Raw genomic sequence first — 26,214 nt, 5'->3', positions numbered from 1 at the left:
GCAACTAAAGTAATTAACAATGAATTTCGCCTTTTTGTTGATAGTGGCAGCAATCCTACCGGATTTATTTTCATTTGATAGTGCTTTTTAACTATGATTTCCGAATTACCAAAACCTGACCAAAATCATTGTAACAAAAACTATCTTTTTATAAATTCACCACCTATTTAAAGCCTATGGAATTTATTGATTATTACAAGGTTTTGGGCATTGATTCCAAAGCCTCCCAGGCCGACATAAAGAAGGCTTACCGGAAGCTGGCGCGCAAGTTGCACCCTGATCTAAACCCTAACGACGCAGCCGCGCAACAGAAGTTTCAACAGATAAACGAAGCCAACGAAGTGCTTAGCGACCCTGAAAAAAGGAAGAAGTACGATGCCTATGGCAAGGACTGGGAACATGCAGATGCTTTTGAGGAAGCCAAACGCTCACAACGTGCCTCACAAGGTAGAGGAAGGCGCTATACCACCGGCGGAGGTGCAAGTAACCAAGATTTTTCCGACTTTTTTGAATCGATGTTCGGTGGTGGCTTTAGCAGCGGCGGTAGGAGCACGGCACAATTCAAAGGCCAAGATTTGAACGCCACCTTGAACCTAAAACTTTCACAAGTATTGGAAGACCAAAAACAGACCTTGGATTTAGGAAATAAAAAAATAAGGATAACCATTCCCGCCGGGGTTGAAGACGGACAGACCATTAAAATCAGCGGATACGGTGGCGATGGCGTAAATGGCGGTCCCAAAGGCGATTTATACCTCACCTTTCAAGTGTTTAACGATACCCCGTTCAAGCGCGTAGGAAGTGATTTGTATAGCACTAAAACCGTAGACCTTTATACCGCATTACTAGGTGGCGAAATAGAAATTAAAACCCTTACGGGCAGGGTAAAACTAAAGCTGAAACCGGAAACACAAAACGATACTAAGGTAAAATTAAAAGGGAAAGGCCTACCTGTGTACAAAAAGAAAAACAGCTTTGGAAACCTCTATGTGACCTACAAAATCAACATGCCAACAAATTTGACCGAAGAAGAAAAAAAGCTTTTTAAACAACTATCACAATTACGAAACTGATGGAAAAAGAAAATCTGATTTTGGTAAGTCATTATTGCCAGCAAACGAGAACGTCTGTAGAATTTATAGAATCCCTACAGGAATATGGATTTATAGAAGTGCTTTTAATCGAAGAGCATAACTATGTTAATACTCAAGATATTGTAGAAATAGAACGGGTGAATAGACTACAACAAGAACTAGGTATAAATCTGGAAGGAATAGATGCCCTTAACCATGTATTGCGCAAGGTAGATCAATTAAAAAAAGAGTTGAAGACCCTACAAGACCGACTGCGGATATATGAGTCCTAAACGTTGAACCTAAAGTGCATTACATCCCCATCCTTAACGATATACTCCTTCCCTTCTACCCTCATTTTACCGGCTTCCTTTACTTTGGCCTCACTGCCATAATTGACGTAGTCTTCATAAGAAATAACCTCTGCGCGAATAAATCCTTTTTCAAAATCGGTATGTATAACACCTGCAGCTTGGGGTGCCGTGGCACCAATAGGAATTGTCCAAGCGCGCACCTCTTTGACACCCGCCGTGAAATAGGTCTCAAGGTTCAATAATTTATAAGCGCCACGTATTAATTTACCGGAACCCGGCTCGTCCAAACCAAGGTCCTCCAAGAACATTTGACGTTCTTCATACGTTTCCAATTCGGTTATATCTGCCTCTGTACCAACAGCAAGTACGATTACCTCCGCATTTTCATCTTTTACCGCATCTTTGACTTGTTCTACATAAGCATTTCCATTGACGGCAGCACCCTCTTCAACATTACAAACATACATCACGGGCTTATCGGTAATAAACTGCAAAGGTGTGATAAATTCCGCCTTGTCCACTTTGGAAATTTCCAACGCTCTCACGGATTTTCCTGCCTCTAGCCCTGCTTTGATAGCAAGGAGAACAGCTTCTTCTTTCTGGGCTTCCTTATTTCCTGTTTTGGCAGCTCTTTTTACCTTTTCCAACTTTTTATCGACCGTCTCCAAATCCTTTAGCTGCAGCTCCATATCAATGGTTTCCTTATCTCGGATAGGATTTACGTTTCCATCTACATGTACTATATTATCATCATCAAAACATCGTAATACATGCAATATAGCATCCGTTTCCCTTATATTACCAAGAAACTGGTTGCCTAGGCCCTCCCCTTTGCTAGCACCTTTAACCAATCCGGCAATATCCACGATTTCAACTGTTGCAGGCAATACGCGTTCCGGGTTCACCAGACTTTCTAACTTTTGCAACCGTGCATCAGGTACGTTTACCACCCCGATATTGGGCTCAATGGTACAGAACGGAAAGTTTGCACTCTGCGCCTTTGCATTTGATAAACAATTAAAAAGTGTTGATTTACCTACATTCGGCAATCCTACGATACCTGCTTTCATAATTCTTGATATTAATTGCTAAACGTTATACGCCAGCCTGTTCATCGATAAAAAATAGTTAAAACCGTGCTGTAGAATTAAATAAAACTTCACTTCATTAATTAGCCTGATTATATAACTAAGGTCTAGATAATACAGGATGCTATTTTTATATCGAGCGCAAAGATAGTTTTTCGCGTCACATAACAAAAAGAAAAAACCCGAACAACATTCGGGTCTATACAACGCTTTTAAGCTTAGTAACACACAGGTTTAGACTACCCGTCCGGGTGCATGAATTTTTGTTTTGCAGACAGCACCTCCTCGGATTCTACATGGTCATCGTCTGGAACACAGCAATCTACAGGACACACGGCAGCACATTGAGGTTCTTCGTGGAATCCTATACATTCGGTACACTTATCCGGAGCTATATAATACACCTCATCGCTAATGGGCTCTTGAACTTCATCGGCATTTACCGCCTTGCCATCTGGCAATACCACATCTCCTTTGAGTGAGGTACCATCGCTGTAACGCCATTCGTCCGCTCCTTCATATATCGCCGTATTTGGACATTCGGGCTCGCAGGCCCCACAATTTATACACTCATCGGTTATTATAATAGCCATAATTTTCTTTTTAGCATCTGTTGTTCAACAACGTAAAATAATCAGGAATATTCCATAGACCTTCAGTTCATTTGTTTTGCCCAAGTATCCTTACTTTTGCACAAAGATAATCCCTAAAAAATCCTTTTACAAATATAATGACCCGTCTCAATCCTAACATAGAAGCTTTTGTTAAACTTGGCGAATTTCTAGGAGAATTCTGTAAATGCATCGACAGTAAAACTGTTAGCTTAACTGTCGATAGTGCCTGGTTCGAAAAATTCAAGGACGTTATTACTACCTCACATCATCATAACGGCTGGTTCACCAAAGCTAATGTACTGCATGCATTAAGGTCATGGTCCGTGGCACTTTCCGTAGAAAATTTGGAACGCTGGCTCACGCATTATGACCTTTCCAATAACAGGAGCAAACGGGTTGCACTTGTTTTGGCGGGAAACATTCCAATGGTAGGTTTTCATGATTTGCTTACGGTTCTGGTTACGGGAAATACGGCCGTGGTTAAATTATCCAGTAATGATACCTTATTATTACCCTTGCTTGTAGAATATTTGACGGAAATACACCCGGGTTTTAAAGATAAAGTAGTGTTCACCAAAGACAGACTAACCCACTTTGATGCCGTTATTGCGACTGGGAGTAATAACACCGCGCGCTATTTTGAGTATTACTTTGGGAAAAAACCGAACATTATACGTAAAAACAGAAACGCTGTTGCCGTCCTCACTGGAAACGAAACAAAAGAACAACTAACAGCCTTGGCAGATGATATATTCAGATATTATGGCCTAGGATGCAGAAGCGTGTCTAAATTATTCGTTCCTAAGGGTTATGATTTTGATTCTTTTTTTAAAGCCCAGATCGGGTACGATCAAATTATTAAACAACACAAGTATGCCAATAACTACGATTACAACAAGGCAGTTTACCTCATGAGCGAGTTCAAGTTTTTGGACAATGGTTTTTTAATGGTAAAGGAAGATGCCGGTTACGCTTCTCCCATAGCTACGGTTTTTTATGAAGAATATGAGATGCAGGACGATGTGAAAACCAAAATATCAGCGGACAAGGAACACATACAGTGCGTGGTTTCCAAAGGACTGTTCACTGACGAAGTGCCTTTTGGAAAAACACAAAGTCCGGAATTATGGGATTATGCAGATGGGATAGACACTGTTGAATTCCTGTTAAAAACATCCTAGAAATAGTTGAGTACCAGAAGGTCTGTTATTTAGAAAATTCCAACCTTTGCAATCGTAGTTGTTATGAACAAAAAAGCGCCGTAACGGTTCTTGATTGATTTCAACATTTTAATTGGTTCAGCTATATTCAAGAGGGTTGCATTTTGTACTTTCTAGGTCCTTAACCAATATATCGAATAAACAAGTTTTACTAAAACACAAGTAGATGAAAAAACATAATTTTAGTGCAGGCCCTTGTATTTTGCCACAAGAGGTGTTGTTAAAGGCATCTGAAGCTATTATGGATTTTAACGGCTCAGGACTTTCATTGATCGAGATATCGCATCGGAGCAAAGATTTTGTTGCGGTCATGGAAAAGGCAAGATCATTGGCCTTGGAACTATTGGGCTTGGAAGGTAAAGGATACCAAGCATTATTTTTACATGGTGGAGCTAGTTTGGAGTTCTTAATGGTTGCCTATAACCTACTGGAGAAAAAAGCTGGTTATATAAATACAGGTACGTGGAGCGATAAAGCAATAAAAGAAGCGAAGATTTTTGGAGAGGTTGTTGAAGTGGGTTCCTCAAAGGATGAAAATTTTAATTTTATCCCAAAAGGCTATAACGTACCAAAGGGTTTGGACTATCTGCATTTAACCAGCAACAATACTATTTTTGGGACTCAATTTAAAAAATTTCCAGTTACCGACTGTCCACTTGTATGCGATATGAGTTCCGATATATTTTCCAGGGTATTGGATTTTTCTCAGTTCGATTTAATCTATGCCGGAGCACAGAAAAATATGGGTCCAGCAGGAACAACGCTGGTTGTGGTAAAAGAGGATATCTTGGGCAAGGTTTCAAGAAAAATTCCGTCCATGTTAGATTATCAAGTACATATCAGCAAGGATAGCATGTTTAATACACCAGCTGTTTTCCCCGTTTTCACTTCGATGTTAACCTTGGAGTGGTTGAAAAACTTGGGAGGTATCGAGGCAATTGAAAAAATAAATGAGAAGAAAGCACAATTGTTATACTCCGAGATCGATTTAAATCCTGTTTTTGATGGTTATGCCAATAAGGACGATCGCTCTATAATGAACGCCACATTCAACCTTACAGAGCAAGACCTAAAGGACACCTTTGAAAGTATGCTCAAAGAAGCGGGAATCAACGGTTTAAACGGTCATAGATCCGTGGGAGGGTACCGGGCCAGTATGTACAATGCTTTATCGCTAGAGAGCGTAGGCGTTTTGGTAGATGTAATGAGTGAAATGGAACGCAAAGGATAAATATGAAAATATTAGCAAACGACGGCATTGCCCAATCTGGAATTGATGCGCTAAGTAAATCCGGTTTTGAAACGATCAACACCCATGTGGCTCAAGAACAATTGATATCTTTTATCAATGAACATCAAATTACAGGTCTTTTGGTGCGCAGTGCCACACAAGTAGGTAAAAATGTAATAGACGGTTGTAAAAGCCTAAGATTGATAGGTCGTGGCGGTGTTGGCATGGACAATATCGATGTAGCCTACGCCAAAGCCAAAGGTCTTCATGTGATCAATACCCCTGCGGCTTCCTCGGAATCCGTAGCCGAACTGGTTTTTGCCCACTTGTACGGCGGCGTTCGTTTTTTATACGATAGCAATAGAAATATGCCTTTAGAGGGGGATAGCAACTTTAAGCAACTAAAAAAAGCGTATGCTACGGGAACAGAACTTAGGGGCAAAACCCTTGGTATTATCGGATTTGGAAAGATTGGCCAGGCCACGGCCAAAATTGCCCTAGGAGCCGGAATGAAGGTCGTGTATTGCGACCCGGAGATTGCCGCATGCACTTTAACATTACATTTTTTTGACCAACAAGAAATCTCCTTTAAGCTTACATCTGAGAGCAAATCCAACGTATTAAGGAACTCTGATTTTATATCGATACATGTTCCGCACCAAAAAGATTATGTTTTAGGAACAGACGAGTTTGAGGAGATGAAAGATGGAGTAGGCATCGTAAACGCGGCACGCGGGGGTGTATTGGATGAAGTTGCCTTGATCAATGCCTTGGAGAACAAAAAGGTTGCTTTTGCCGCATTGGATGTTTTTGAATCGGAACCAAACCCGGAAATAAAGATCTTAATGCATCCCAATATTTCTTTAAGTCCGCATATAGGCGCGGCTACCCTAGAAGCACAGGAGCGCATAGGTTTAGAGCTTGCATCGCAAATAATTACACTTTTAAAATAATACTGCAACAATTTTAAAAGTCTTTTTTTGTAAATTGGCACGAACATTAAATTAACTATAACATGTCAGCAGGATTATTAGATTTACTGAACAGCCCAATGGGCAAACAATTAATAAGCGGTGTTGCCGGACAAACAGGACAACCAGAAGCACAAACATCCAACGTCTTAAGTATGGCCATGCCCTTGCTTTTAGGCGCCATGAAAAAGAACGTTTCTACCCCTGAAGGTGCCGCGGGACTTATGAGCGCGTTATCCGGAAAACACAACGGAAGTATTTTGGACAATCTAGGGGGGCTTTTTGGAGGCGGTGTAGACGAATCCGTAATGCAGGATGGCGCAGGAATACTTGGTCATGTATTTGGAAACAAGCAACCACAAGTAGAGAATGCACTTAGTCAAAAATCGGGACTGGATGCAGGATCAGTTGCCCAAATACTTAAAATAGCCGCACCGATAGTAATGGGTTTTTTGGGAAAGCAGACCGCACAAAGCAATGTGAGCGACTCTAGCGGAATGAATGCCTTATTGGGAAGTATGTTAGGTGGCCAACCACAAGAGAACCAAAGTTTGATTACCTCCCTATTGGATGCTGACGGTGACGGAAGTATTCTAGACGACGTTGCCGGAATGGTAATGGGTAGCAACAAACAAAAAGGAGGTCTCGGCGGACTTCTGGGCGGTTTGTTCGGAAAATAACACCTTTTAAAATGATTTATAAAAAGCTGTTCGTAGTCACGAGCAGCTTTTTTTTGTATTTTGACATTATGAAAAAGAAAAACATATTTGCGAACCTATTAGTTGTTGCTGCCTTTGGTATGTCAACTATAACGTTTAGCGGCTGTGGAAGCACAAAAGAGGCGCTATCGATATCGGAGGAGGAGAAAATGGCTTTTGCCGTAGAGGAAGATGAACCTGTAACCATTTCGAACGAAGATGTGGAGTATGAGATTACCATCATAGATCCCGGTTTTTTCACATGGCTCAATTCCGTGGCAAGACCTCCAGGTTATTATTCACAAACATTCTTGGAAAACAGAAATATATTGATGGTTTTGGAATGGAACCAAAGGGTTTTGCAGCCCAACCGTTTTAATCCTGATTTATATTTAATGCAAATAGACTACCAAAGAGGAATAGACTATGGCTATGATGTAAATTACCAGTTGTATAATTATTTCATCTTTTTCCAAAGAAAATACAATCAACGCCTAGGACCTTTTGTTCCTCGCATTTAAAAAGTATTTTTGCACCTCTTACGGGAGCTATGAAAAAACTAAAGGAACGTTGGGGTATTGTTAGTAATTGGCAATTAGCGGTAATATTCGTTGTATTTGCTATCACAGGCTCCTCTTCGGTGTATGTGGCCAAACCCTTCTTGTATTGGATAGGTATGGACCAAGGTAACTTTCCGGAAGCCTGGTGGGGACAGAGCTTATATTGGTTATTGCGTATTCTACTTATTTTCCCCTTCTATCAAGTACTATTGGTAGTTTTTGGTTGGCTATTTGGCCAATTTAAGTTCTTCTGGGCCTTCGAGAAGAAAATGTTGGGCAGAATGGGGTTACAATTTCTGTTCAATAAGAAGAGTTAGCTTTTATTTAACAAGAAATACTAATGCATTGACTATTTTCGTGTTGTGAACTCAAAACTATTTTCTAACTGCATAGCGGCACTCCTGTTTACCTTGATGCTTTTCAAGGTATCGTCTTTTCATGCATATTCACACCAAGATAATATATCGGATGACATAGAGAATTGCGCAATTTGCGAATTAGCCGTCAAAAATCAGCAAACAGAAATACTAGCGCCTTCAGCAGAAACTAGTACATTACCATTTTTTTACCTAGAGATCAAAGAACAGGTAACCGTGTATTCAGCTGTTCTACTTTCTTCCTATCTACGCTCTAGTTTCTTTGGCAGGCCGCCGCCAAGCATGATATAATATTCCAATATCAGAACCGCTTAGAGGCAAAATACCATTGCCTTTTCTACCCGTAATATTCATATAATGAAACATAGTATGCTACTAGTGTTTGTATGCCTTTTTGGGCTTACAAGTGCAGCTCAAAATTGTGAGTCGATCCTTTTGGGGGAAATTATAGATTTCCATGATAACACTCCCCTAGCCGGGGCAAGCATAATCATTACAGGAAAAAACCAACAAACGGTATCCACTAATGAAGGTAAGTTCAGGTTTGAGAATCTATGCGATGGTGTTTTAGAGCTAGAAGTTTCGCATCCGGAGTGCACTACCAAGTTTGTTGTCGTAACCATAAGCGGTGACTCCTATAAAAAAATATTATTGGAACATCATTTAGAAGAGTTGGATGAAGTTAAAGTCACAGGAACAATTAGCACTAATACATCCTCTGCACAAGAGGGACATTTATCCCTGCAAGAAGTCGAGAAATATAGCGGTAACAGTCTTGGCGATGCATTAAAGAGTTTAACGGGAGTTTCTTCGCTAAATACAGGTGCAAATATTGTAAAACCAGTTATCCAAGGACTTATGGGCAGTAGAGTGCTAGTTTTAAACAATAACGTTCGCATGCAGGATATGGAATGGGGAGAAGAACATGCGCCCAACGTAGATATTAACGCCAACCAAGACATTAGCGTCGTAAAGGGTGCAGCTGCGTTGGAATATGGCGGTGATGCCATAGGAGGGGTAATTATTATGAACCCCTTGCCGATTGTTCGTACAGATTCACTTTACGGGAAAACACAAACCAATCTTTTTTCAAATGGTCGCGGAGGAAACATTACTACTTCTTTGACCAAATCCTACAATTCAGGATTATACATTAAAGGACAAGGCTCGTTTAAAAAACTTGGAGACCTAGAAGCTCCGGATTATCTGCTATCCAATACGGGAATTTTGGAAACAGGTGTTTCATTTTCCGTAGGTAAACGAGATTTTATACAAGGCTGGGAGGCGTATTATTCCTATTTTGATTCGGATATTGGAATTTTAAGGGCCTCCCATATTGGTAATGTTGACGATCTTATACAATCCATCAATAGTCAACAACCCAATGTTATTAATGATTTTAGCTATGACGTAGAAAGACCCAACCAAGAAGTAAGCCACCATCTTGGTAAACTGAATTATTATAGACGGTTTGAGGGTTTGGGCAAATGGAATCTTCAATATGATTTTCAAAAAAATCGACGACTGGAATACGATATTAGGGTCGGTGACGATGCCGATAAAGCTTCATTAGATCTAAGTTTAACCACCCATTCCGTTTTGACCGATTTTAGGTTTGATTCCAAAGATGGACTAGAGGTTAAAACCGGATTAATGGGTAGATTTCAAAATAACTTTGCAAATCCGGCTACTGGTGTTAGACGCTTGATACCCGATTATAAGAAATTTGATTTTGGCGCTTTTGCCGTGGCGGAATACCAGACAACCAAAAACTTAGTACTAGACGCCGGCATTAGGTATGACTATTCCCGTGTAGATGCCAAAAAATTCTACAGAAAATCTAGATGGGAGGAACGTGGATATGATACCGATTTTGCAAACATTTTAATTGAAGATTTGGGCACTCAGCTATTGACAAACCCTATATTCAACTTTAACAATATTTCGGCCACCACGGGCTTTGAATATGATTTTGGAAAGGAGACCCAACTTCGTTTTAACTATTCACTGGGACAACGTGCACCAAATCCATCAGAACTATTTAGTGAAGGGCTGCACCATTCTGCTGCTCGTATAGAACTCGGGGATTTAAGGACTACCAGTGAAACGTCTTCCAAAATATCCCTATCGATAGAAAAAAACAGTTCCAAATGGGGTTACACTATAGCTCCCTACTTAAATGCGATAAACAATTTTATTATTTTGGAGCCTACTGGTGTCGAATTCACCATTAGAGGTGCCTTTCCGGTATGGGCATATAGGCAAACCAATGCGCAACTTTTTGGTTTAGACGCATCGGTATACTACAACTGGACCTCAAAACTAAGTACCGGTCATAAATTCTCTTGGGTAAGGGGTACGGATGTAAGTACCGATATCCCTTTGATCAATATGCCCCCAGCTAACCTTAACAATAGTATTTCCTACCGAAATCCTAAACTAAAAAACTTAGTACTTGGACTGGAAAGCATGTATGTATTTGAACAACAACGGTTTCCTGATAACATTTTTGTGTTCTCCCCAGAACAGCAACAAGAAGTGGAACTCGCTATCAATACACCCCCAGCAGCCTATCATCTGCTGGCGTTTGATGCAGAAACTTCACATTCTATTCGCAATAAGGATGATTTAAAACTTGGCCTAAGGGTAACCAATCTTTTAAATACTTCCTATCGCGATTACCTAAACCGGCTGCGCTATTTCGTAGACGATCTAGGTAGAAATATAAGCTTACGTATTATCTATAACTATTAATATAAATCCTTATCAAATGAAAACAACAAAAAAAGTGCAAACACAGATGAAACTTAGAAAATCCTTAGCTTTATTAAGTATTGGTTTACTTACTCTCGCTTGTTCCAATGATGATGACAACCCAGATGCAGTAGATGAGGAAGAAGTAATTACAACTATGACAATAACCTTGAGCGAAGGCGCTAACACGGTTACCTTACAAACTAGGGACTTGGATGGAGACGGACCAAATGCCCCAGAAATCACAACCGGAAATTTAGCCGCTAACACTACATATACAGGTGCCATTGTACTCTTAAACGAAACAGAATCACCTGTAGAGGATATAACGCTAGAGGTTGCCGAGGAGGATGACGAACATCAGTTTTTCTTTAATGCAAGTGGTGCCATTACAAGCACAGCGTACGCAGACGAAGATGGCGACGGAAACCCATTAGGACTGCGTTTCACCCTTACCACAGGCGATGCCGGAACTGGAGCCTTACAGGTAACTTTACGTCATGAGCCTAAAAAACCAAATGATGGCACGTTAGCGGATGCCGGGGGAGAAACAGATATAGCCCAGACCTTTAATGTCGTAGTTGAGTAATTTATTTAGATATCCTTCGGTTTGGATTTACCCAGACCGAAGGTTATTTGTTTCCAAAATCCTTTGGGCACTTCTTCATCCCCCTTAAAGCCTAAAGGCACCTTACCGCTTTCTTCCGGAATATAATTGGTTTTAAAAATATAGTCCCACATACTAAGGCTGATTCCAAAATTGACCCCAAATTTTCCTTCTGGTAGTTCATAGGCGTGATGGTACAAATGCATCACCGGGTTATTTACTATATATTTCAAGGGGCCCCATGAAATTTTCACATTGGAATGGTTAATATGCCCTATGGTTATGGCTATAAAATGTACAATATAAGCCTGCTCGGGCTCAAAACCACCTAAAAGCATAACAGCAATAGTCTTCAAAGGCTTATAAAAGATGTTTTCCATCCAGTGATACCGAAGATGAGCCGCAAAACCCATTTCTTTAACACTGTGATGTATTTTATGAAATTGCCATAAGAATGGATATTTATGCAACAGGATATGGGTAAACCATTGTACAAAATCCAATAATATAAAGAAAACCAGCAGTTGCAACCATTGTGGCAAGGAAGATATGGGAATCAAAGAAAGAGAATCCAGATGTATTCCTACACCATTAAACAATACTTCCAAAATGCCATACACGCCACTAATGACAATGCTAAAAGCAAAAAAATTAAAAAACATGTAACCTGCGTCCAACCAAAAATCTTTTCTGAATATAGACTGGTCCTTACGCCATGGAAACAGAATCTCCAGCCCCCAAACCAGTAAAGAAATTACAATGAGTCCCCAAAAGTAATTCGTGTACCAAGGCACTTCAAAAATTATTGATTTCCATGTCCACTCAAGGCTACCGTCTATAGCGGAAACAAATATTTCCCAAAGCGCGTTCATTACTACTATTTTTAATTTATATCAAACGAACCAAGTATACTATCTCTTATTATTCTTTTAAGGTCAACGCAACGTAAACATATAAACAACATCATACGTTGGAAGTTCGCACCTAAAACATCAGAACATTTTATTCATTGGCGCGTACATTGTATTTGTAGGCATACACCAGTAAAACTTACACTTCAATAGTCGCTTTAGGGCTGTCTTTTTTTATCAGGTATGTGTATACCCACATTATGGTAAATGTTGGAACAACATCGAGACCTGGAATAATTTCTTCAACGAAGGCTACAACTCCCGCAATTTGCCCAATTTTACCTTTGTACATCCGTGTCATTAGCCAACCCGCCAATGGTGCCCATAGGACATCCGAAAAATCACCAATAAAAGGTAAGGCAAAAGAAAGCATTCCAATTGCATCAAAAAGAAGTCCCAGAAATAGATGTTTGTATTTTTTATCTTTAGTATTCGACATCTGTAATTACTTAAAAATCCAAAGATTGTATTATAACAAAGATGCCAAAAAAAATATTAATCTATGTTTTCGATGTCTAAAAAAGTAGGTATCCTAGATTCCTGTTTAGGAAAGGTTAGAGCTGATAAGTTTCAAAAATTCGTTTCTGGTTTCTATTTTCTCAAATTGTCCTCTAAATCCTGAGGTCGTAGTTACCGAATTCTGTTTTTGAACACCACGCATCATCATACACATGTGGGAGGCCTCTATAACAACAGCAACACCTTTTGGCTGTAACGTTTCGTTTATACACTCCAATATGTCATGTGTTAAGCGTTCTTGCACTTGCAACCTACGGGCAAAAACATCGACCACACGGGGGATTTTACTTAATCCTACAATATGTCCGTTGGGGATATACGCAATGTGGGCCTTACCAAAGAAAGGTAACATGTGATGCTCACATAAAGAATATAGTTCAATATCCTTTATAATAACCATGTCATCGTAATCTTCCTTGAACATGGCCCCCTTTAAAATCTCCACTGCATCTTGCTTATACCCCTGAGTTAAAAACAACATGGCTTTTGCAGCTCGCTCGGGTGTTTTTACTAATCCTTCGCGCGAAACATCTTCGCCGATTTCATCTATAATGGAAGAATACCTACTTCTAACTTCATCCGTAATCTCTAAATTATACTCTTCTAGGTTCTTATATGGAGACATATTTTTTTGTTTAGGGTATTTAATTAATCTTTAAACAAATTTAAAGATTAATTTAATAGTATGCGCTAATTAACGATTAAAAATGTTCAATAAGACGTTACAAAAACCAAAGTCTTACACCTTGACACGAATTTTTCAAATTTGAAATCTGTTTTACGTAATATGAACTGTCTATTATGGGTTTATTTTGTAATGTCCTACCCATTGTCTAATTTCACTTCTTAAGATACCAAACAATGATAAAGGCTTCCAATATTCATAAATATTACGGAAATTTAGAGGTGCTCAAAGGAGTAGACCTGCATATTAAAAAAGGTGAAATCGTATCGATTGTTGGCGCATCTGGAGCCGGAAAAACAACCCTACTTCAAATTTTGGGCACCTTAGACGGACTTTCCAATAAACAAGAAGGAAAACTTCTGGTAAATGGAACGGAAACTACAAGCCTAAATGACAAGGCCCTAGCTAAATTTAGGAACGAACATATTGGATTCATTTTTCAGTTTCATCAATTATTGCCCGAGTTCACGGCCTTGGAAAATGTATGTTTGCCGGCCTTTATAAAAAAAACAAGCAAATCCGATGCAGAAAAACGGGCAAAGGAACTGTTGGATTTTCTGGGACTTTCGCAAAGGCACAACCACAAACCTGCGGAATTATCCGGTGGAGAACAGCAGCGTGTTGCCGTAGCCAGAGCACTTATTAATAACCCTGCGATTATTTTTGCCGATGAACCCAGTGGCAATCTAGATTCTGAAAGTGCGGATAAGTTGCACCGTTTATTTTTTGAACTGCGCGAAAAATTCGGACAGACCTTTGTTATTGTTACACATAACAAGGAACTTGCCGAAATGGCCGACAGAAAACTAACCATGGTCGATGGAAAAATAGTGGATAGCATTACGGTATCTGCCTAAACCTTTAAACCAAATGATTGCAGCGGTTTGGGGATTTTTACAACATCCAACAAATGAAAAGCTGGAGGCAACTAGCGAGGAACGTAATACTTTGTTCGTTCGCCTACTTGGTACTATGGTATTTTTGAGTATCCTGTTTGGGCTACTGATAGGCAGCTTTTCCGAACTTTTCGATTTGGATTTTGGAGACCATGCCGTGGACGAATTGTTTAAGAACTACTCCCTTTTCACAGTACTTTTATTGGCGGTAGTTTTAGCCCCGATTCTAGAAGAACTCCTGTTTAGGGCACCATTGACAATTTTTAAAAATCCTGCCCATTTTAAATATGCCTACTATGTCTCCATTTTACTTTTTGGTGTCATACACATTAGTAATTATTCAACGATAGAAGGCCAATACTGGGCGATACCAATTTTAGTTTCACCACAGCTTTCCGCAGGTGTTTTCTTAGGTTATATTCGGATAAAATTGGGGCTTTTTTGGAGTATATTACTACATGCAGCACATAATTTAGTGCTCACAGCCCCACTACTTGTTTATTTATTTTTAGAAATACCTTTAGAATGAAAAAAAGCGAACTAAAAGAGTTTTTAGATGCAAAAGTGATGCAATACAACCATCCAAGCTTTTTAAAAAGCGATCCTATCCAAATTCCACATCAATTCAAAAACAAGGAAGATATTGAAATCAGCGCCTTTTTAACGGCCACTATTGCATGGGGCAATCGCAAAAGCATCATAAATAATGGCCAGCTTTTAATGGACATTATGGAGCAAAGTCCTTATGATTTTGTATTGAACCATACCGACGCCGATCTGGAAAAACTAAGCAGTTTTGTGCACCGAACATTTAATGGAACGGACCTTCAATACTTCATAAAAAGTCTTCGCAATGTATATGCTGCACATAAGGGTTTAGAAGCTATTTTTACCACACATCAAGGTAAAGATAGTCTACAACCTACCATTTCTAAATTCAAAAAAGTATTTTTTGAGCTCCCACATGAAACACGAACAACTAAACACGTTTCCGACCCGCTAAGAGGTTCAGCGGCCAAACGTATTAATATGTTTTTACGCTGGATGGTGCGTGACGCCAGTACTCAAGTAGATTTTGGTCTTTGGAAAAATATACCCGCCTCCAAATTATCCTGTCCGCTAGATGTGCATTCCGGTAATGTAGCACGAAAACTAAAACTTTTAAAACGAAAACAAAACGATGGTAAGGCACTGGCCGAGCTAGATACAGCGCTCAGAAAACTGGATGCTGCCGATCCCGTAAAATACGACTTTGCATTGTTTGGCTTGGGTGTGTTCGAGAAATTTTAAGACGTGTACTAGAGTGTACTAGAAAGGATAATAAGTCAAAACCAAGGTGGTTCAGCTCACTATTCCCATAGTTCCCAAATCCAACAGCTGTTTGTTTCCACCTTCGGCTATCGATTTGTAAATAGCCTCCACAATAATCATATCTCTTTTACCCATTTCCCCAGGCGCCATATTTGTGGTCCCTAACTGAATATGTTTGGCAAAATCATCCATTTGAAGGGCCATTTGCATTTTAAGTGGAAATTTAATTTCCGTTCCGGCAGACGTTCTTCCGCTTATGGGTCCATAACTATGCGCCGGGTCCAACTCAAACCAGCCCTTGTCACCATGTACTTTTAATCTATTGCCGTTTATATTATGGGAGGTCATCATGTGACCTACAGCGCCGTTAGGGAACTCGAACTGGGCGGTGATCGTTTCATCGGTATCCTTAAAATACCCTGGTCGTGTACTAAACTCCTGCGCAGTTACGGATATCGGATTTTCTCCTGTACCATAAATAGATGTTTGGATGGAATACACGCCCATATTCATTAAGGCTCCACCGCCGGACAAGGCCTTGTTCAAACGCCATTGATTTGGATTACCCTGTGAGATATAGGCAGCATCGGAAGACACAAAATTTACATCCCCAAAGGTTTTTTCCATAACATATTTCTTTACCTCTTTGGTATATGGGTCCGATTGCATTCGGTATCCTACACTAAGTTTTACATTATTATCTTCACAGGCCTTAATAATTGCATCGCACTCTGCTACGTTCATAGCCATAGGTTTTTCACAAATAACGTGTTTTCCGGCTTTTGCGGCACGTATACAAAAATCTGCATGCATACTATTGGGCAGCACTACATACACTATATCCACCTTTGGATTATCAATGATAGTATCAAAATTCCCGTAATTATAGATGCAATCCTTTGCGAGGTTGTACTTTTCCTTCCATAATTGCTCCTTTTCCTTTGTACCGGTAACAATGGCGGACAAATAACAATAATCGGTATCTTGTAAGGACGGCGCCAATTGATAGGTGCTATAGCTACCAAGCCCAACAAGTGCTACTCCTAACTTTTTTGTAGTGGTGGTACTGTAAGCTAACGAGGAATATAAGGGACTAATGAGGGCTGTCGCCGCCATACCCTTTCCCAAGGTATTTGCAAAACTTCTTCTTGTAACTTTTTTCATTGGTCATCAGGTATATGGTACATTCTAAAGATAAGAATTATTCGCACTTAAAAAAGGGTTTTTATAAGGGGGTATATGTTGATATTTCTGTATTTTTAAGGCTGACTAATTCTATTTAAACCATGAAAACAAATTACATTTTGTTACTTACCGTTCTTGTTACGCTAAGTGGCATTTCCCAAAACAGGAAATTACCGGTCGATACTGTTGTTACCACACAACACAGCGTTACCATAAACGGTACCGCTATCAATTACACGGCCCAAACAGGCACCCAACCCGTTTGGGACGAAAACGGCGAACCTACCGCCGCGCTGCATTATACCTACTACACACGCAATAATGTAAAAGATCGTGCCTCCAGACCCTTACTGATCTCTTTTAATGGAGGTCCAGGTTCCGGCTCCGTGTGGATGCATTTGGCCTATACAGGTCCCAGAGTGTTAAAAATAGACGACGAAGGCTATCCGGTGCAGCCTTACGGGGTCAAGGAAAATCCATTTTCTGTATTGGACGTTACGGATATCGTCTACGTAAACCCTGCAAATACAGGTTATTCACGTACCATCCCAGAAACGGGCAAAGAGGTTGATCGCTCCAAGTTTTTTGGTATCAATGCGGATATTAAATATCTAGCAGAATGGCTAAATACCTTCGTAACCAGGAATAACCGATGGCGTTCCCCTAAATACATAATTGGTGAAAGCTACGGCGGTACGCGGGTCATGGGTCTTGCAAAGGCATTGCAAGACCAACAATGGATGTATTTAAATGGCGTAATCATGGTTTCCCCGGCAGATTATAAGGTAATTAGGGAAGATGGTCCTGTTTCACAGGCCTTAAACCTACCCTATTTCACAGCAGCTGCATGGCATCATAAGGTTTTACCGCCCGCATTACAGCAAAAAGATTTGCTGGAAATATTACCGGAATCCGAGGAATACACCATCAACACGCTCATTCCGGCGATTGCTAAAGGCGGATTTATATCCGATGAAGAGAAAAGAAGTGTTGCCAAAAAAGTTGCCTACTATTCGGGTATTTCGGAAGAGGAGGTTTTGGATATGAATTTAGAGGTCACAACATCCTATTTCTGGAAAAACCTATTAAAGGACAAAGGAGATTACAATATAGGTAGACTGGATTCCAGATACTTGGGAATTGACAGGCAGAACATGGGAATGCGTCCAGATTATAGTGCAGAGCTGACCTCGTGGTTACATAGTTTTACGCCGGCCATTAATTATTATCTTCAAGAGGAACTAAATTTTAAAACGGATATTAAATATAATATGTTTGGCCCGGTGCGCCCTTGGAACAATGAAAATGATACCACCAGAGACGATTTAAGACAAGCTATGGCCCAGAACCCCTATTTAAAAGTATTGGTGCAATCTGGCTATTATGACGGTGCAACCACTTATTTTAATGCAAAATATACCATGTGGCAAATAGACCCTAGCGGGAGAATGAAGGATCGTTTTACCTTTAAGGGATATCGTTCTGGCCACATGATGTACCTGAGAAGAGAGGATCTAAAAAATTCCAATGACGATATACGTGAGTTTATTGCAAAAAGCTTGGCAAACGGTAAGAGTGCAAAGTACTAAGGTTTAAGGAATACTAATACGTACGCGATTAGAGATGCCCAGTAGACTCAGGGGTTCCTGAACCGCTATCGTATTCACTTTTAAAGGCGCGATGAGTTCAACATGGTCAATGGCCTGTTTGTATAGGGCATCGCGCTTTCTTTTTTTCTTTTGTTTAAATATATCTATCGTTACCCCTACGGAGGCGCCTCCCAAAACCGTAGCCAACAAATCGGCATTGTCCCAACCGTTATATTGATTCTGATCTATTGCTTCCTTTGCCAATCCTATGAGTAAACTTCCTCCGAGAGAACCCGCAAAGGTCCAAGTCCTGTTACCCTTGGATATTTGCGAGGCAACACCGGCCCCTACCAAGCCATATAGATTACCCCCCAGAAAATGCAGTGCCTTGTCTTGCTCCAACTGTCCGTAAGAGTTTGTAATCCAAAAAAATACAATAACTGCTGTTGAAATTTTGCCCATGATACGTGCAAATGTATTAAAACTTATGGTAAAGCCTTTTATTCACTAAATTCAAAATAACAAAGGACCAAAAAATTAATGAACTATCTTAGTCATTTAAATTAAAGTATATGATCAAGCGGTTTCTTCAAACTCTCAAATTAATTCATATATTCCTTGTTACAGGTCTTACGCTGTTTTCTTTCATTGCCTTTGTCCAAAACAATGGATTCAATGCCGATATAAATACAAACAGCACCCTACTCTATTTAGTCCCGGCCGTTGCGTTGCTGGGCTACTTTGGCAGTCAAATACTTTTTAATAAAATGATATCCAAAGTACTGGAATCCGATGCGTTACAAGTTAAACTTAATCATTATCAAACAGCATCGATTATAAAATACGCATTAATAGAAGCCCCTACAATCATAGCTTTATTCGTCTATTATGCAACAGGAAATGCCCTGCCCTTGGTCATTGCCCTATGCCTACTTGCCTATTTATTTGTGCAAAGACCTACTAAAGAGAAAATAATCGCTAGTTTACCGTTAAACCCCGAAGAGCGAAGAGCAGTATACGACAACTAAAATGGTATGACCATAGTTGAGGAATAAGTAAACTACCTCAGGGCAAGCCCACGAGGCATTAAATAAGAAAACGATTTTTAATTTCGAGGCTAGCCTCGGAGTATCAAACCCTTTGGCGGTGCCAATGAAAAACAAAACCAGGTAAATAAATACAACGATGAGAAAACAAAAAATAATGGTAGTAATGGGATTGATGGCTTCACTTTTTGGAATTCAAAAAATTACCGCGCAAGAACCGGCACAAGATTGGGCGAATTTAAAAGAGTTCCAAGAGGCCAATGCGCTGATCAGCACTACGGAAATAGAACCAAACCGTGTGGTTTTCATGGGAAACTCCATCACTATTGGATGGTTAAATTCACGTCCTATGTTTTTTAAAAATAAACCTTATATAAACAGAGGTATCAGTGGCCAGACCACCCCGCAAATGCTCATTCGATTTCGCCAAGACGTTATCGATTTAAAGCCAAAAGTTGTTGTTATTTTGGCCGGAACTAATGATATAGCGGGAAACACAGGTCCATCTACGATTGAAATGATCGTTGATAATATTAAAAATATGGCGGAACTAGCACATACGAACAATATCAAAGTAGTGCTGTCTTCAACGCTCCCTGTTTACGATTATCCGTGGAAACCTGGGTTGGAACCGGCCCAAAAAATAATAGCCTTAAACGCTTTACTGAAGGAATATGCAAAGGAAAAAGGTCATCTCTACTTGGATTATTTCTCCGCGATGGCAGATGAACGTAACGGACTCCCCAAAAAATATGCCGAGGACGAAGTACACCCTACTATAGCAGGTTACCAAGTGATGGAGCCTTTGGTAGAAGCTGCAATTAAAAAAGCTTTAGAGTAGTTTAATGCATTAGCTGCCAGTAGGGTACAGTTAAAAAATAGATTTTTATTCTTATTGGCACCCGTACGAATATTGTAAACAATATGGAGATAACATAGATTATTACAGAGAGTTTAGACAACTCTTAAATATCATCTTGTCTACATCTGTTTAAACCTGCTCCAAGATGCTTCCTTGGTTATGTAGGGCATTATTTACTTTTAGGGATAAAGCAAAGGAAAAAATTTCCCTTGCATTTTATCGCCTTTCTTTACAGGCGGCACTCCTTTTAAAAGTTCATCGTTGGTATTGCTTACCGTACCATCTGCAAACGCATTCAATACAAATGCCCGCCTGGGCCTTTTAGATTTATTTTCATAAGATCCATGTACCAACAGAGGATGGTGAAAGGAAGCATATCCTTTTTTTAATTCAATCGGAACCGGATTAAATTCCTTTTTTTGATCCTCTGTTAAATAGGCCAGCAGCCCTTCCATATCCCCAGCCAGCTCGGGTGCTTTTAAAAGTCCCCATTTGTGACTTTTGGGTATATATTGTAAGCAGCCATTTTCTTCTGTAGCATCATCTAAACCCGTCCAACAGGTTAAATGCTGCATGGCTATGGTACGGGTCCAATAGGAATAGTCCTGGTGCCATGCCACAACCCCACCATGTTCGGCAGGTTTATAGAACAACTGGTCGTGCCAAAAACGAACCGGTTTTTGCTCCAGTAACTGATGTGCCGCCATTACAAATGCAGGATTCCATAAAACATCATGAAAACCTTCCGTAATTCTCCAATGTCCCAATGAGTGGAACAAAACACTATCGGAATTACCAGATTCATTACTATGAAATTCGTAAAACAGAGCGTTGCCAGGGTGTTTAGGATCAACCAATTGGTCCAATTCTGCACGCAATTGACCAATAACCTTGCTATCCAAAAGTTTGATGCCGGACACGAATCCAAATTCATGAAAATGTTGCACCTGTGCCTCGGACAACCGATACGGTTCCCATTCCGCATCGTTTGTTGGCCATTTGAACAGTTCGGAGACCAACGCATGTACGTCTGCTAAATCCTTTACCATAATCACTTTAATATGATGATTAACTCTTAAAAGTAACAAAATTTTACAATACCTACCATTTTAGTTTTATCAAAAGAACAATACAAACATTGTTGTACTACATCAGAAAAAGATAACCATTTGAAATTTATTTAATCCGCCGATTCCCCGGCATGCATGCGCAATTTTTTTTACAACCGAACGCAGTTCGTTCAACCGGCCAACAAAAGTTCATGGACGGTAAAATCTAATCAAGTTATCTTTATCTAAGCTTTGTCTCTATGATTGTGAACACAAAATACAAATTGATTATTTCAATGAACGGTACACTCTCTGTTTCTTTTGTTTATTTTTGAGAAATTTTATTGATAACAAAAATGAAAAAAACACTATCCATTACAATCCTTGGCCTGTTTTTGGCTTGCAACTCTTCTCAAAAAACCGTGGCTCCTAATGTAAAACAAGCGGCAAGCCAAGAGGTCTATGCCGAAACTATTACGGAGGCAGAATTAAAGGAGCACTTATACGTCTACGCTTCAGATGAGTTCGAAGGACGGGACACTGGTGCACCTGGGCAAAAAAAGGCAGTAGCCTATTTGAAAGCGGAATACGAAAAAATGGTTGTTCCGGCGGCAAAACCAAATGGCGATTACTTCCAAAAGGTGCCCTTAGAAGTAGCTCAAATGCCAACAGGATCGCTCATGATTAACGGCACTTCCTTTACCTTGGGTGAGGATTTTGTTAGTTTTAATGATGCAGGTGCAAATTTTAACGAAATCGTTTATGCTTCTTATGGAATTGAAGAAGGAGGGTATTCAGATTTTAAAAATATAGATGTAACGGACAAATTGGTTTTGATCAAGGATGGCGAACCTACCAATAGTGATGGTACATATCTCCTAACAGGTACGCAAGAACCTTCTAAATGGAGCAAAGACCCCATGGGTAGGATACAGTTTATTATGGACAAAGGGGCAAAAGGAGTTCTATTGTATTCCCCTACATTATTTCCAAGAGTGTTGGCCTACTATAACAGATCTAAAAATAGCTCCTCCGGTAGAATGAGCGTGAAAGGTTTAGGCAAAACTGGTTTTAGCGCAAGTATAAGCGACACCATGGTAAAGGCAATTTTACCTGATATACTAACAGACAACAACCCACGAATTTTGAACAGTAAGGTAGCATCCGATATAATAGGGAATTCAGAAGCTATAGACTCGGAAAACGTAGTGGCGGTAATAAAAGGAACAGAAAAACCCGATGAGTACGTTGTTATCTCCTCCCACTTGGACCATATAGGTGTAAATGCAGACGGACAAATAAACAACGGAGCGGACGATGACGGATCCGGCACTGTTGCCATGTTAGAAATAGCCGAAGCGTTCAAAGCAGCCTCAGATGCCGGTAACGGCCCAAAACGTTCCGTTGTATTTTTGCACGTAACGGGAGAGGAGAAAGGTTTGCTGGGGTCCTTGTATTATACAGATGTAGCACCTATTTTTCCCCTATCCCAAACTGTAGCGAACCTAAATATAGATATGATCGGTAGGATCGACCCAAAAAGAGAGGGAGAAAGAAACTATCTGTATTTAATTGGATCCGATAAATTAAGTACGGAATTGCACGAGTTATCCGAGGCGGTCAACGCAAAATACACCAATATCGAATTCGATTATACCTATAATGACGAAAACGACCCAAATCGGTTTTACTACCGTAGCGACCATTACAATTTTGCAAAAAATAATATCCCCATTATATTTTATTTTAACGGAACACATGATGATTATCACAAACCAGGTGACACCCCCGATAAAATAAACTACGACTTATTGGAGAATAGAACCAGGCTCATTTTCCATACCGCTTGGGAAATAGCAAACCGCGATAAAGCCGTTATGGTAGATAAGCCGGTAGAATAGCCGAAAAAACCCCAAAAAGAATGTCCATCAAAGCTAAGATGGGCATTCTTTTATACCATAATCCAAAGGTTGATAGAAACAAAAAATCCTAAGTTTTACCTTAGGATTAATGAGCTTGTTTAGGGTGGAAGACCGGGTTCGAACCGGCGACCCTCGGTACCACAAACCGATGCTCTAACCAGCTGAGCTACAACCACCATTTGTAAGCGAGTGCGAAGGTAATTTTTTTAAAATACTTTTCAAAATAAAAAGAAAGAATTGAGAATTATATTTACACCGTTAAAATAACTACTATATTTTGATTATAGTTGTCTTAACAGTATAATACTGTACATCAATGAATTATTTATACACAGATGGCCGTAATCAAAATCAGATTTAAAAATCACGTCAAACCCTATATGTTCTTAGGTAATAGAATACATACCCTACATCTAGGATAAAAATGTAAAGAGCCTCAAGAATACAACTATTTTAACTACATTTAACGTAGGGTTTTTCAGGAAATCTGTAAGTGCGTCACACTTTTTATTTATTACTGCATGTTCAAGAAAAGGGTTCTTTTTTTTTTATTTATACTATCCTTTAGTCTTTGCGTAAAAGCGCAATTCGATAGTATTATATTTTATAAAGAACAAATTAACAACCTCAAGGAAACTAAAGCTTTTACGCCTAGAGATACTTCTTATATAATTCTACTTAATAAATTAAGCTCAAGATTAAAGCATTACGGAACAGATTCCTTGGGTATACTATCTAAAGAAGCATTGAGCTTAAGTAGAGCTATCAATTATAAAAAAGGAGAAAACGATGCGCTTGCAAACTTGGCAATTTTTGAACTCATCAACGGTAATTTTGAAAATTCCTTAAATTACAACAACGAAGTTTTAAACAACATTGCCAACGACGACAACCCAGAACTAGCAGCCAACATTTATAACATCATAGGGCAAATCTATTTTTCTTTGAATAATTATCCAGAGTCCTATAAAAACTTATATCAATCATTATTGTTGGCGCAACAAACAAATAACACTGATTTAATTATTAAAATCAACTCCAACTTAGGCACCTTGTTTTCTTTACTGGAAGAATATGACGACGCTGCCTATTACTATAAAATTGCCTTAGATAGCATAGGTGACAGTGATACTAGTATTATTAAAGCCGGTATCCAATGTAACCTTGGATACCTATATTTAAAGAAGAACGATTCAACTACCGCATTAGATTTCCTTAGAAAGAGTCTTCCTACACTGGAAAATCAGCAAATAGTAGCACTATTACCTATAGTTTACCTCACTTTTGGCGAGGTATACTCACAATTCGGTAATTTTGAAAAATCCATAGAGTATTTTAACATGGCTCTGCCATACTATAAAACCTTGAACGATGCTAGAAACAACGGTAACGTTTTAAAGGGGCTTGGAACTTCTCATTTAGCCTTGAACAATCTTAACAAGTCGGAGCAATTTTTAAACGGGGGGGTTCAGTTATTTAAAAAAGTGAATTACAAAACAGGATTAGAGCAATCTTACCATGCACTATATCAATTATATAAAACAAAAAAATCATTAAACACCGCTCTTTCTTTTTTAGAATTATCGCAAGGTTACAAGGATTCCATATTTAAGGAAAAAAGTGTTCGCGATATTGCGATGCTAAAAGCAAAATTAATTTTTGAGGAAGACCAAGAGGCAATAAAACGCGAAAGTGAAAAGAAAATTATGGAACAGAAAAAATATGTTCAATGGGGAGGCTTAGGTCTCGTCTGTACCATTTTTATTACCATTTTGGTGTTTCAAGTAAATAAAACAGAAAGAAAGTTAAATAAGGAATTAGAGTCACAACGTAAAAGCTTAGCTTTAAAACAAGATGAACTTAATAAAATTAACAACAATCAGGATAAACTTTTCTCCATTATTGGTCATGATTTAAGAGGTCCTATTGTTTCTTTGAAACAACTACTTGGACTTGCGCTGCAAGACGAAACAGGTATTCAACATTATTATAGGTTTGCCCCCAAATTAAAAAAAGATGTAGACCATATCCATTTTACCGTTGACAACTTGCTTAATTGGGGTAAAACACAGATGCAAGGAGAACCGTTGAATCCTGTTCAAATCAATGTCAAAGAAGAATTGTTCCTTATTGAAGTTCTTTTCAGGGATATCTTGGATAAAAAATCAATTATCATCAACAAAGAGAATCTTGATGATTTAACCCTTGTTGCCGACGCCGATCACTTTAGAATAATCTTCAGAAACCTTATTAGCAATGCGCTTAAATTTACACCGCAAAATGGGCATATTTGGTTAACATCCTACCAAGAAGAAGATACAGTGGTAGTCCAAGTTAAAGATAATGGTATTGGAATGTCAGAAGATGTGGTAAACAAGATTTTTAACCCATCAGATTATCATACAACTTTTGGCACTAACAATGAACGGGGAACGGGCCTAGGTTTGAAACTGTGCAAGGAAATGGTTCTTAAGAACAATGGGGATATTTGGGTCAAAAGCACCGTTGGAAAAGGAAGTGTTTTTTCTGTTCGGTTTTCTCGGAAACCCTTGGTCTAATCACCATCTTTATTCCAGGCGAGAGCCTTGGGTTTTAACCCGTATCGAAATGCACTAATGATTGTATTCAAGGCTGTTCACTTCTTGGTTTTATCACGAATGTTTGTTGATTCACTTAAACCTACAAAACCGAAATTTTAAGTCAAAAAAACAAAAAACTCGATTTTCAGAAGA

Annotated in this window: 26 protein-coding genes and 1 tRNA gene; 18 read left to right on the top strand and 9 right to left on the bottom strand. The window is 39.3% G+C overall.

Annotation, left to right across the window (positions count from 1 at the left end; genetic code table 11):
- Positions 1-176 precede the first annotated feature (176 nt).
- Together ACFQZJ_RS18660 and ACFQZJ_RS18655 are read left to right on the top strand one after the other, a co-directional pair.
- On the top strand, positions 177-1,073 hold the full coding sequence (locus ACFQZJ_RS18660; protein ID WP_379936488.1) for a DnaJ C-terminal domain-containing protein: 897 nt from the start codon (positions 177-179) through the stop codon (positions 1,071-1,073).
- A complete protein-coding gene (locus ACFQZJ_RS18655) occupies positions 1,073-1,366 on the top strand; it encodes a chaperone modulator CbpM (protein ID WP_379936487.1) in 294 nt (97 codons plus the stop codon). The genes ACFQZJ_RS18660 and ACFQZJ_RS18655 overlap by 1 nt, the downstream gene beginning before the upstream one ends.
- Here the strand turns inward: ACFQZJ_RS18655 and ychF are convergent.
- Together ychF and ACFQZJ_RS18645 are read right to left on the bottom strand one after the other, a co-directional pair.
- Complete coding sequence (gene ychF, locus ACFQZJ_RS18650) at positions 1,363-2,457, bottom strand: redox-regulated ATPase YchF (protein WP_379936486.1); 1,095 nt, start codon at positions 2,455-2,457, stop codon at positions 1,363-1,365. The genes ACFQZJ_RS18655 and ychF overlap by 4 nt on opposite strands.
- A gap of 257 nt (positions 2,458-2,714) precedes the next feature.
- Positions 2,715-3,068, bottom strand: a complete 354-nt coding sequence (locus ACFQZJ_RS18645) for a 4Fe-4S dicluster domain-containing protein (protein ID WP_379936485.1) — start codon at positions 3,066-3,068, stop codon at positions 2,715-2,717.
- A gap of 137 nt (positions 3,069-3,205) precedes the next feature.
- Here ACFQZJ_RS18645 and ACFQZJ_RS18640 point away from each other — a divergent pair, with 137 nt between their 5' ends.
- The 8 genes from ACFQZJ_RS18640 (at position 3,206) to ACFQZJ_RS18605 (ending at position 11,489) form a co-directional block, all read left to right on the top strand.
- Entirely contained in the window at positions 3,206-4,270 is a 1,065-nt protein-coding gene (locus tag ACFQZJ_RS18640) for an acyl-CoA reductase (protein ID WP_379936484.1), read from the top strand.
- A gap of 205 nt (positions 4,271-4,475) precedes the next feature.
- A complete protein-coding gene (gene serC, locus ACFQZJ_RS18635; protein WP_379936483.1) occupies positions 4,476-5,540 on the top strand; it encodes a 3-phosphoserine/phosphohydroxythreonine transaminase in 1,065 nt (354 codons plus the stop codon).
- Positions 5,541-5,542: 2 nt separating this feature from the next.
- Complete coding sequence (locus ACFQZJ_RS18630; RefSeq protein ID WP_379936482.1) at positions 5,543-6,493, top strand: D-2-hydroxyacid dehydrogenase; 951 nt, start codon at positions 5,543-5,545, stop codon at positions 6,491-6,493.
- Between the two features lie 62 nt (positions 6,494-6,555).
- Entirely contained in the window at positions 6,556-7,191 is a 636-nt protein-coding gene (locus ACFQZJ_RS18625; protein ID WP_379936481.1) for a DUF937 domain-containing protein, read from the top strand.
- A gap of 68 nt (positions 7,192-7,259) precedes the next feature.
- Positions 7,260-7,730: a DUF6146 family protein gene (locus ACFQZJ_RS18620; protein WP_379936480.1), complete on the top strand. Its 471-nt coding sequence runs from the start codon at positions 7,260-7,262 to the stop codon at positions 7,728-7,730.
- A 29-nt stretch (positions 7,731-7,759) separates the two neighbouring features.
- Positions 7,760-8,086 carry a DUF6787 family protein gene (locus tag ACFQZJ_RS18615; RefSeq protein ID WP_379936479.1) on the top strand — a complete coding sequence of 109 codons (327 nt, stop codon included), beginning with the start codon at positions 7,760-7,762 and terminating at the stop codon, positions 8,084-8,086.
- A 417-nt stretch (positions 8,087-8,503) separates the two neighbouring features.
- Entirely contained in the window at positions 8,504-10,900 is a 2,397-nt protein-coding gene (locus ACFQZJ_RS18610; protein ID WP_379936478.1) for a TonB-dependent receptor, read from the top strand.
- Between the two features lie 16 nt (positions 10,901-10,916).
- Complete coding sequence (locus ACFQZJ_RS18605; protein ID WP_379936477.1) at positions 10,917-11,489, top strand: type 1 periplasmic binding fold superfamily protein; 573 nt, start codon at positions 10,917-10,919, stop codon at positions 11,487-11,489.
- Positions 11,490-11,494: 5 nt separating this feature from the next.
- Here ACFQZJ_RS18605 and ACFQZJ_RS18600 read toward each other — a convergent pair whose 3' ends face one another.
- The 3 genes from ACFQZJ_RS18600 to folE form a co-directional block, all read right to left on the bottom strand.
- The gene (locus ACFQZJ_RS18600) at positions 11,495-12,379 is read right to left on the bottom strand and encodes a sterol desaturase family protein (RefSeq protein ID WP_379936476.1); all 885 of its coding nucleotides are present in this window, start codon (positions 12,377-12,379) and stop codon (positions 11,495-11,497) included.
- A gap of 178 nt (positions 12,380-12,557) precedes the next feature.
- Entirely contained in the window at positions 12,558-12,857 is a 300-nt protein-coding gene (locus ACFQZJ_RS18595; RefSeq protein WP_379936475.1) for a hypothetical protein, read from the bottom strand.
- 105 nt (positions 12,858-12,962) lie between these two features.
- Complete coding sequence (gene folE / locus ACFQZJ_RS18590; protein WP_379936474.1) at positions 12,963-13,562, bottom strand: GTP cyclohydrolase I FolE; 600 nt, start codon at positions 13,560-13,562, stop codon at positions 12,963-12,965.
- A 236-nt stretch (positions 13,563-13,798) separates the two neighbouring features.
- Here folE and ACFQZJ_RS18585 point away from each other — a divergent pair, with 236 nt between their 5' ends.
- Genes ACFQZJ_RS18585 through ACFQZJ_RS18575 form a run of 3 tightly spaced genes read left to right on the top strand, consistent with a single transcriptional unit; the run spans position 13,799 to position 15,808 of the window.
- The gene (locus ACFQZJ_RS18585) at positions 13,799-14,479 is read left to right on the top strand and encodes an ABC transporter ATP-binding protein (RefSeq protein WP_379936473.1); all 681 of its coding nucleotides are present in this window, start codon (positions 13,799-13,801) and stop codon (positions 14,477-14,479) included.
- Positions 14,480-14,492: 13 nt separating this feature from the next.
- Positions 14,493-15,047, top strand: coding sequence for a CPBP family intramembrane glutamic endopeptidase (locus ACFQZJ_RS18580; RefSeq protein ID WP_379936472.1), 555 nt, complete (start codon positions 14,493-14,495; stop codon positions 15,045-15,047).
- Positions 15,044-15,808: a TIGR02757 family protein gene (locus ACFQZJ_RS18575; protein WP_379936471.1), complete on the top strand. Its 765-nt coding sequence runs from the start codon at positions 15,044-15,046 to the stop codon at positions 15,806-15,808. Before ACFQZJ_RS18580 ends, ACFQZJ_RS18575 begins: the two co-directional genes overlap by 4 nt.
- 51 nt (positions 15,809-15,859) lie before the next feature.
- Here the strand turns inward: ACFQZJ_RS18575 and ACFQZJ_RS18570 are convergent, their stop codons facing one another.
- Positions 15,860-16,993 (bottom strand): Gfo/Idh/MocA family protein, encoded by a 1,134-nt coding sequence (locus tag ACFQZJ_RS18570; RefSeq protein WP_379936470.1) that lies wholly within the window; start codon positions 16,991-16,993, stop codon positions 15,860-15,862.
- A 122-nt stretch (positions 16,994-17,115) separates the two neighbouring features.
- Here ACFQZJ_RS18570 and ACFQZJ_RS18565 point away from each other — a divergent pair, with 122 nt between their 5' ends.
- On the top strand, positions 17,116-18,603 hold the full coding sequence (locus ACFQZJ_RS18565; protein ID WP_379936469.1) for a S10 family peptidase: 1,488 nt from the start codon (positions 17,116-17,118) through the stop codon (positions 18,601-18,603).
- A 3-nt stretch (positions 18,604-18,606) separates the two neighbouring features.
- Here the strand turns inward: ACFQZJ_RS18565 and ACFQZJ_RS18560 are convergent, their stop codons facing one another.
- A complete protein-coding gene (locus tag ACFQZJ_RS18560; protein ID WP_379936468.1) occupies positions 18,607-19,065 on the bottom strand; it encodes a hypothetical protein in 459 nt (152 codons plus the stop codon).
- 110 nt (positions 19,066-19,175) lie between these two features.
- Here ACFQZJ_RS18560 and ACFQZJ_RS18555 point away from each other — a divergent pair, with 110 nt between their 5' ends.
- Entirely contained in the window at positions 19,176-19,631 is a 456-nt protein-coding gene (locus tag ACFQZJ_RS18555) for a hypothetical protein (RefSeq protein WP_379936467.1), read from the top strand.
- A gap of 193 nt (positions 19,632-19,824) precedes the next feature.
- Positions 19,825-20,490 carry an SGNH/GDSL hydrolase family protein gene (locus ACFQZJ_RS18550; RefSeq protein WP_379936506.1) on the top strand — a complete coding sequence of 222 codons (666 nt, stop codon included), beginning with the start codon at positions 19,825-19,827 and terminating at the stop codon, positions 20,488-20,490.
- A gap of 200 nt (positions 20,491-20,690) precedes the next feature.
- Here ACFQZJ_RS18550 and ACFQZJ_RS18545 read toward each other — a convergent pair whose 3' ends face one another.
- Positions 20,691-21,560 (bottom strand): phytanoyl-CoA dioxygenase family protein, encoded by an 870-nt coding sequence (locus ACFQZJ_RS18545; RefSeq protein ID WP_379936466.1) that lies wholly within the window; start codon positions 21,558-21,560, stop codon positions 20,691-20,693.
- Positions 21,561-21,916: 356 nt separating this feature from the next.
- Here ACFQZJ_RS18545 and ACFQZJ_RS18540 point away from each other — a divergent pair, with 356 nt between their 5' ends.
- Positions 21,917-23,461 carry a M28 family peptidase gene (locus ACFQZJ_RS18540; protein ID WP_379936465.1) on the top strand — a complete coding sequence of 515 codons (1,545 nt, stop codon included), beginning with the start codon at positions 21,917-21,919 and terminating at the stop codon, positions 23,459-23,461.
- A 122-nt stretch (positions 23,462-23,583) separates the two neighbouring features.
- Here the strand turns inward: ACFQZJ_RS18540 and ACFQZJ_RS18535 are convergent.
- Positions 23,584-23,659: transfer RNA gene (locus ACFQZJ_RS18535), tRNA-His, on the bottom strand.
- A gap of 344 nt (positions 23,660-24,003) precedes the next feature.
- Between ACFQZJ_RS18535 and ACFQZJ_RS18530 the strand changes: the two genes are divergently transcribed.
- A complete protein-coding gene (locus ACFQZJ_RS18530) occupies positions 24,004-26,040 on the top strand; it encodes a tetratricopeptide repeat-containing sensor histidine kinase (RefSeq protein WP_379936464.1) in 2,037 nt (678 codons plus the stop codon).
- Positions 26,041-26,214: the final 174 nt, after the last annotated feature.

Source organism: Maribacter chungangensis (genome assembly GCF_042676845.1).
Classification (GTDB): Bacteria; Bacteroidota; Bacteroidia; order Flavobacteriales; family Flavobacteriaceae; genus Maribacter; species Maribacter chungangensis.
The sequence above is the reverse complement of the archived record's forward strand: the minus strand, read 5'-3'. Positions and strand labels throughout refer to the sequence as shown.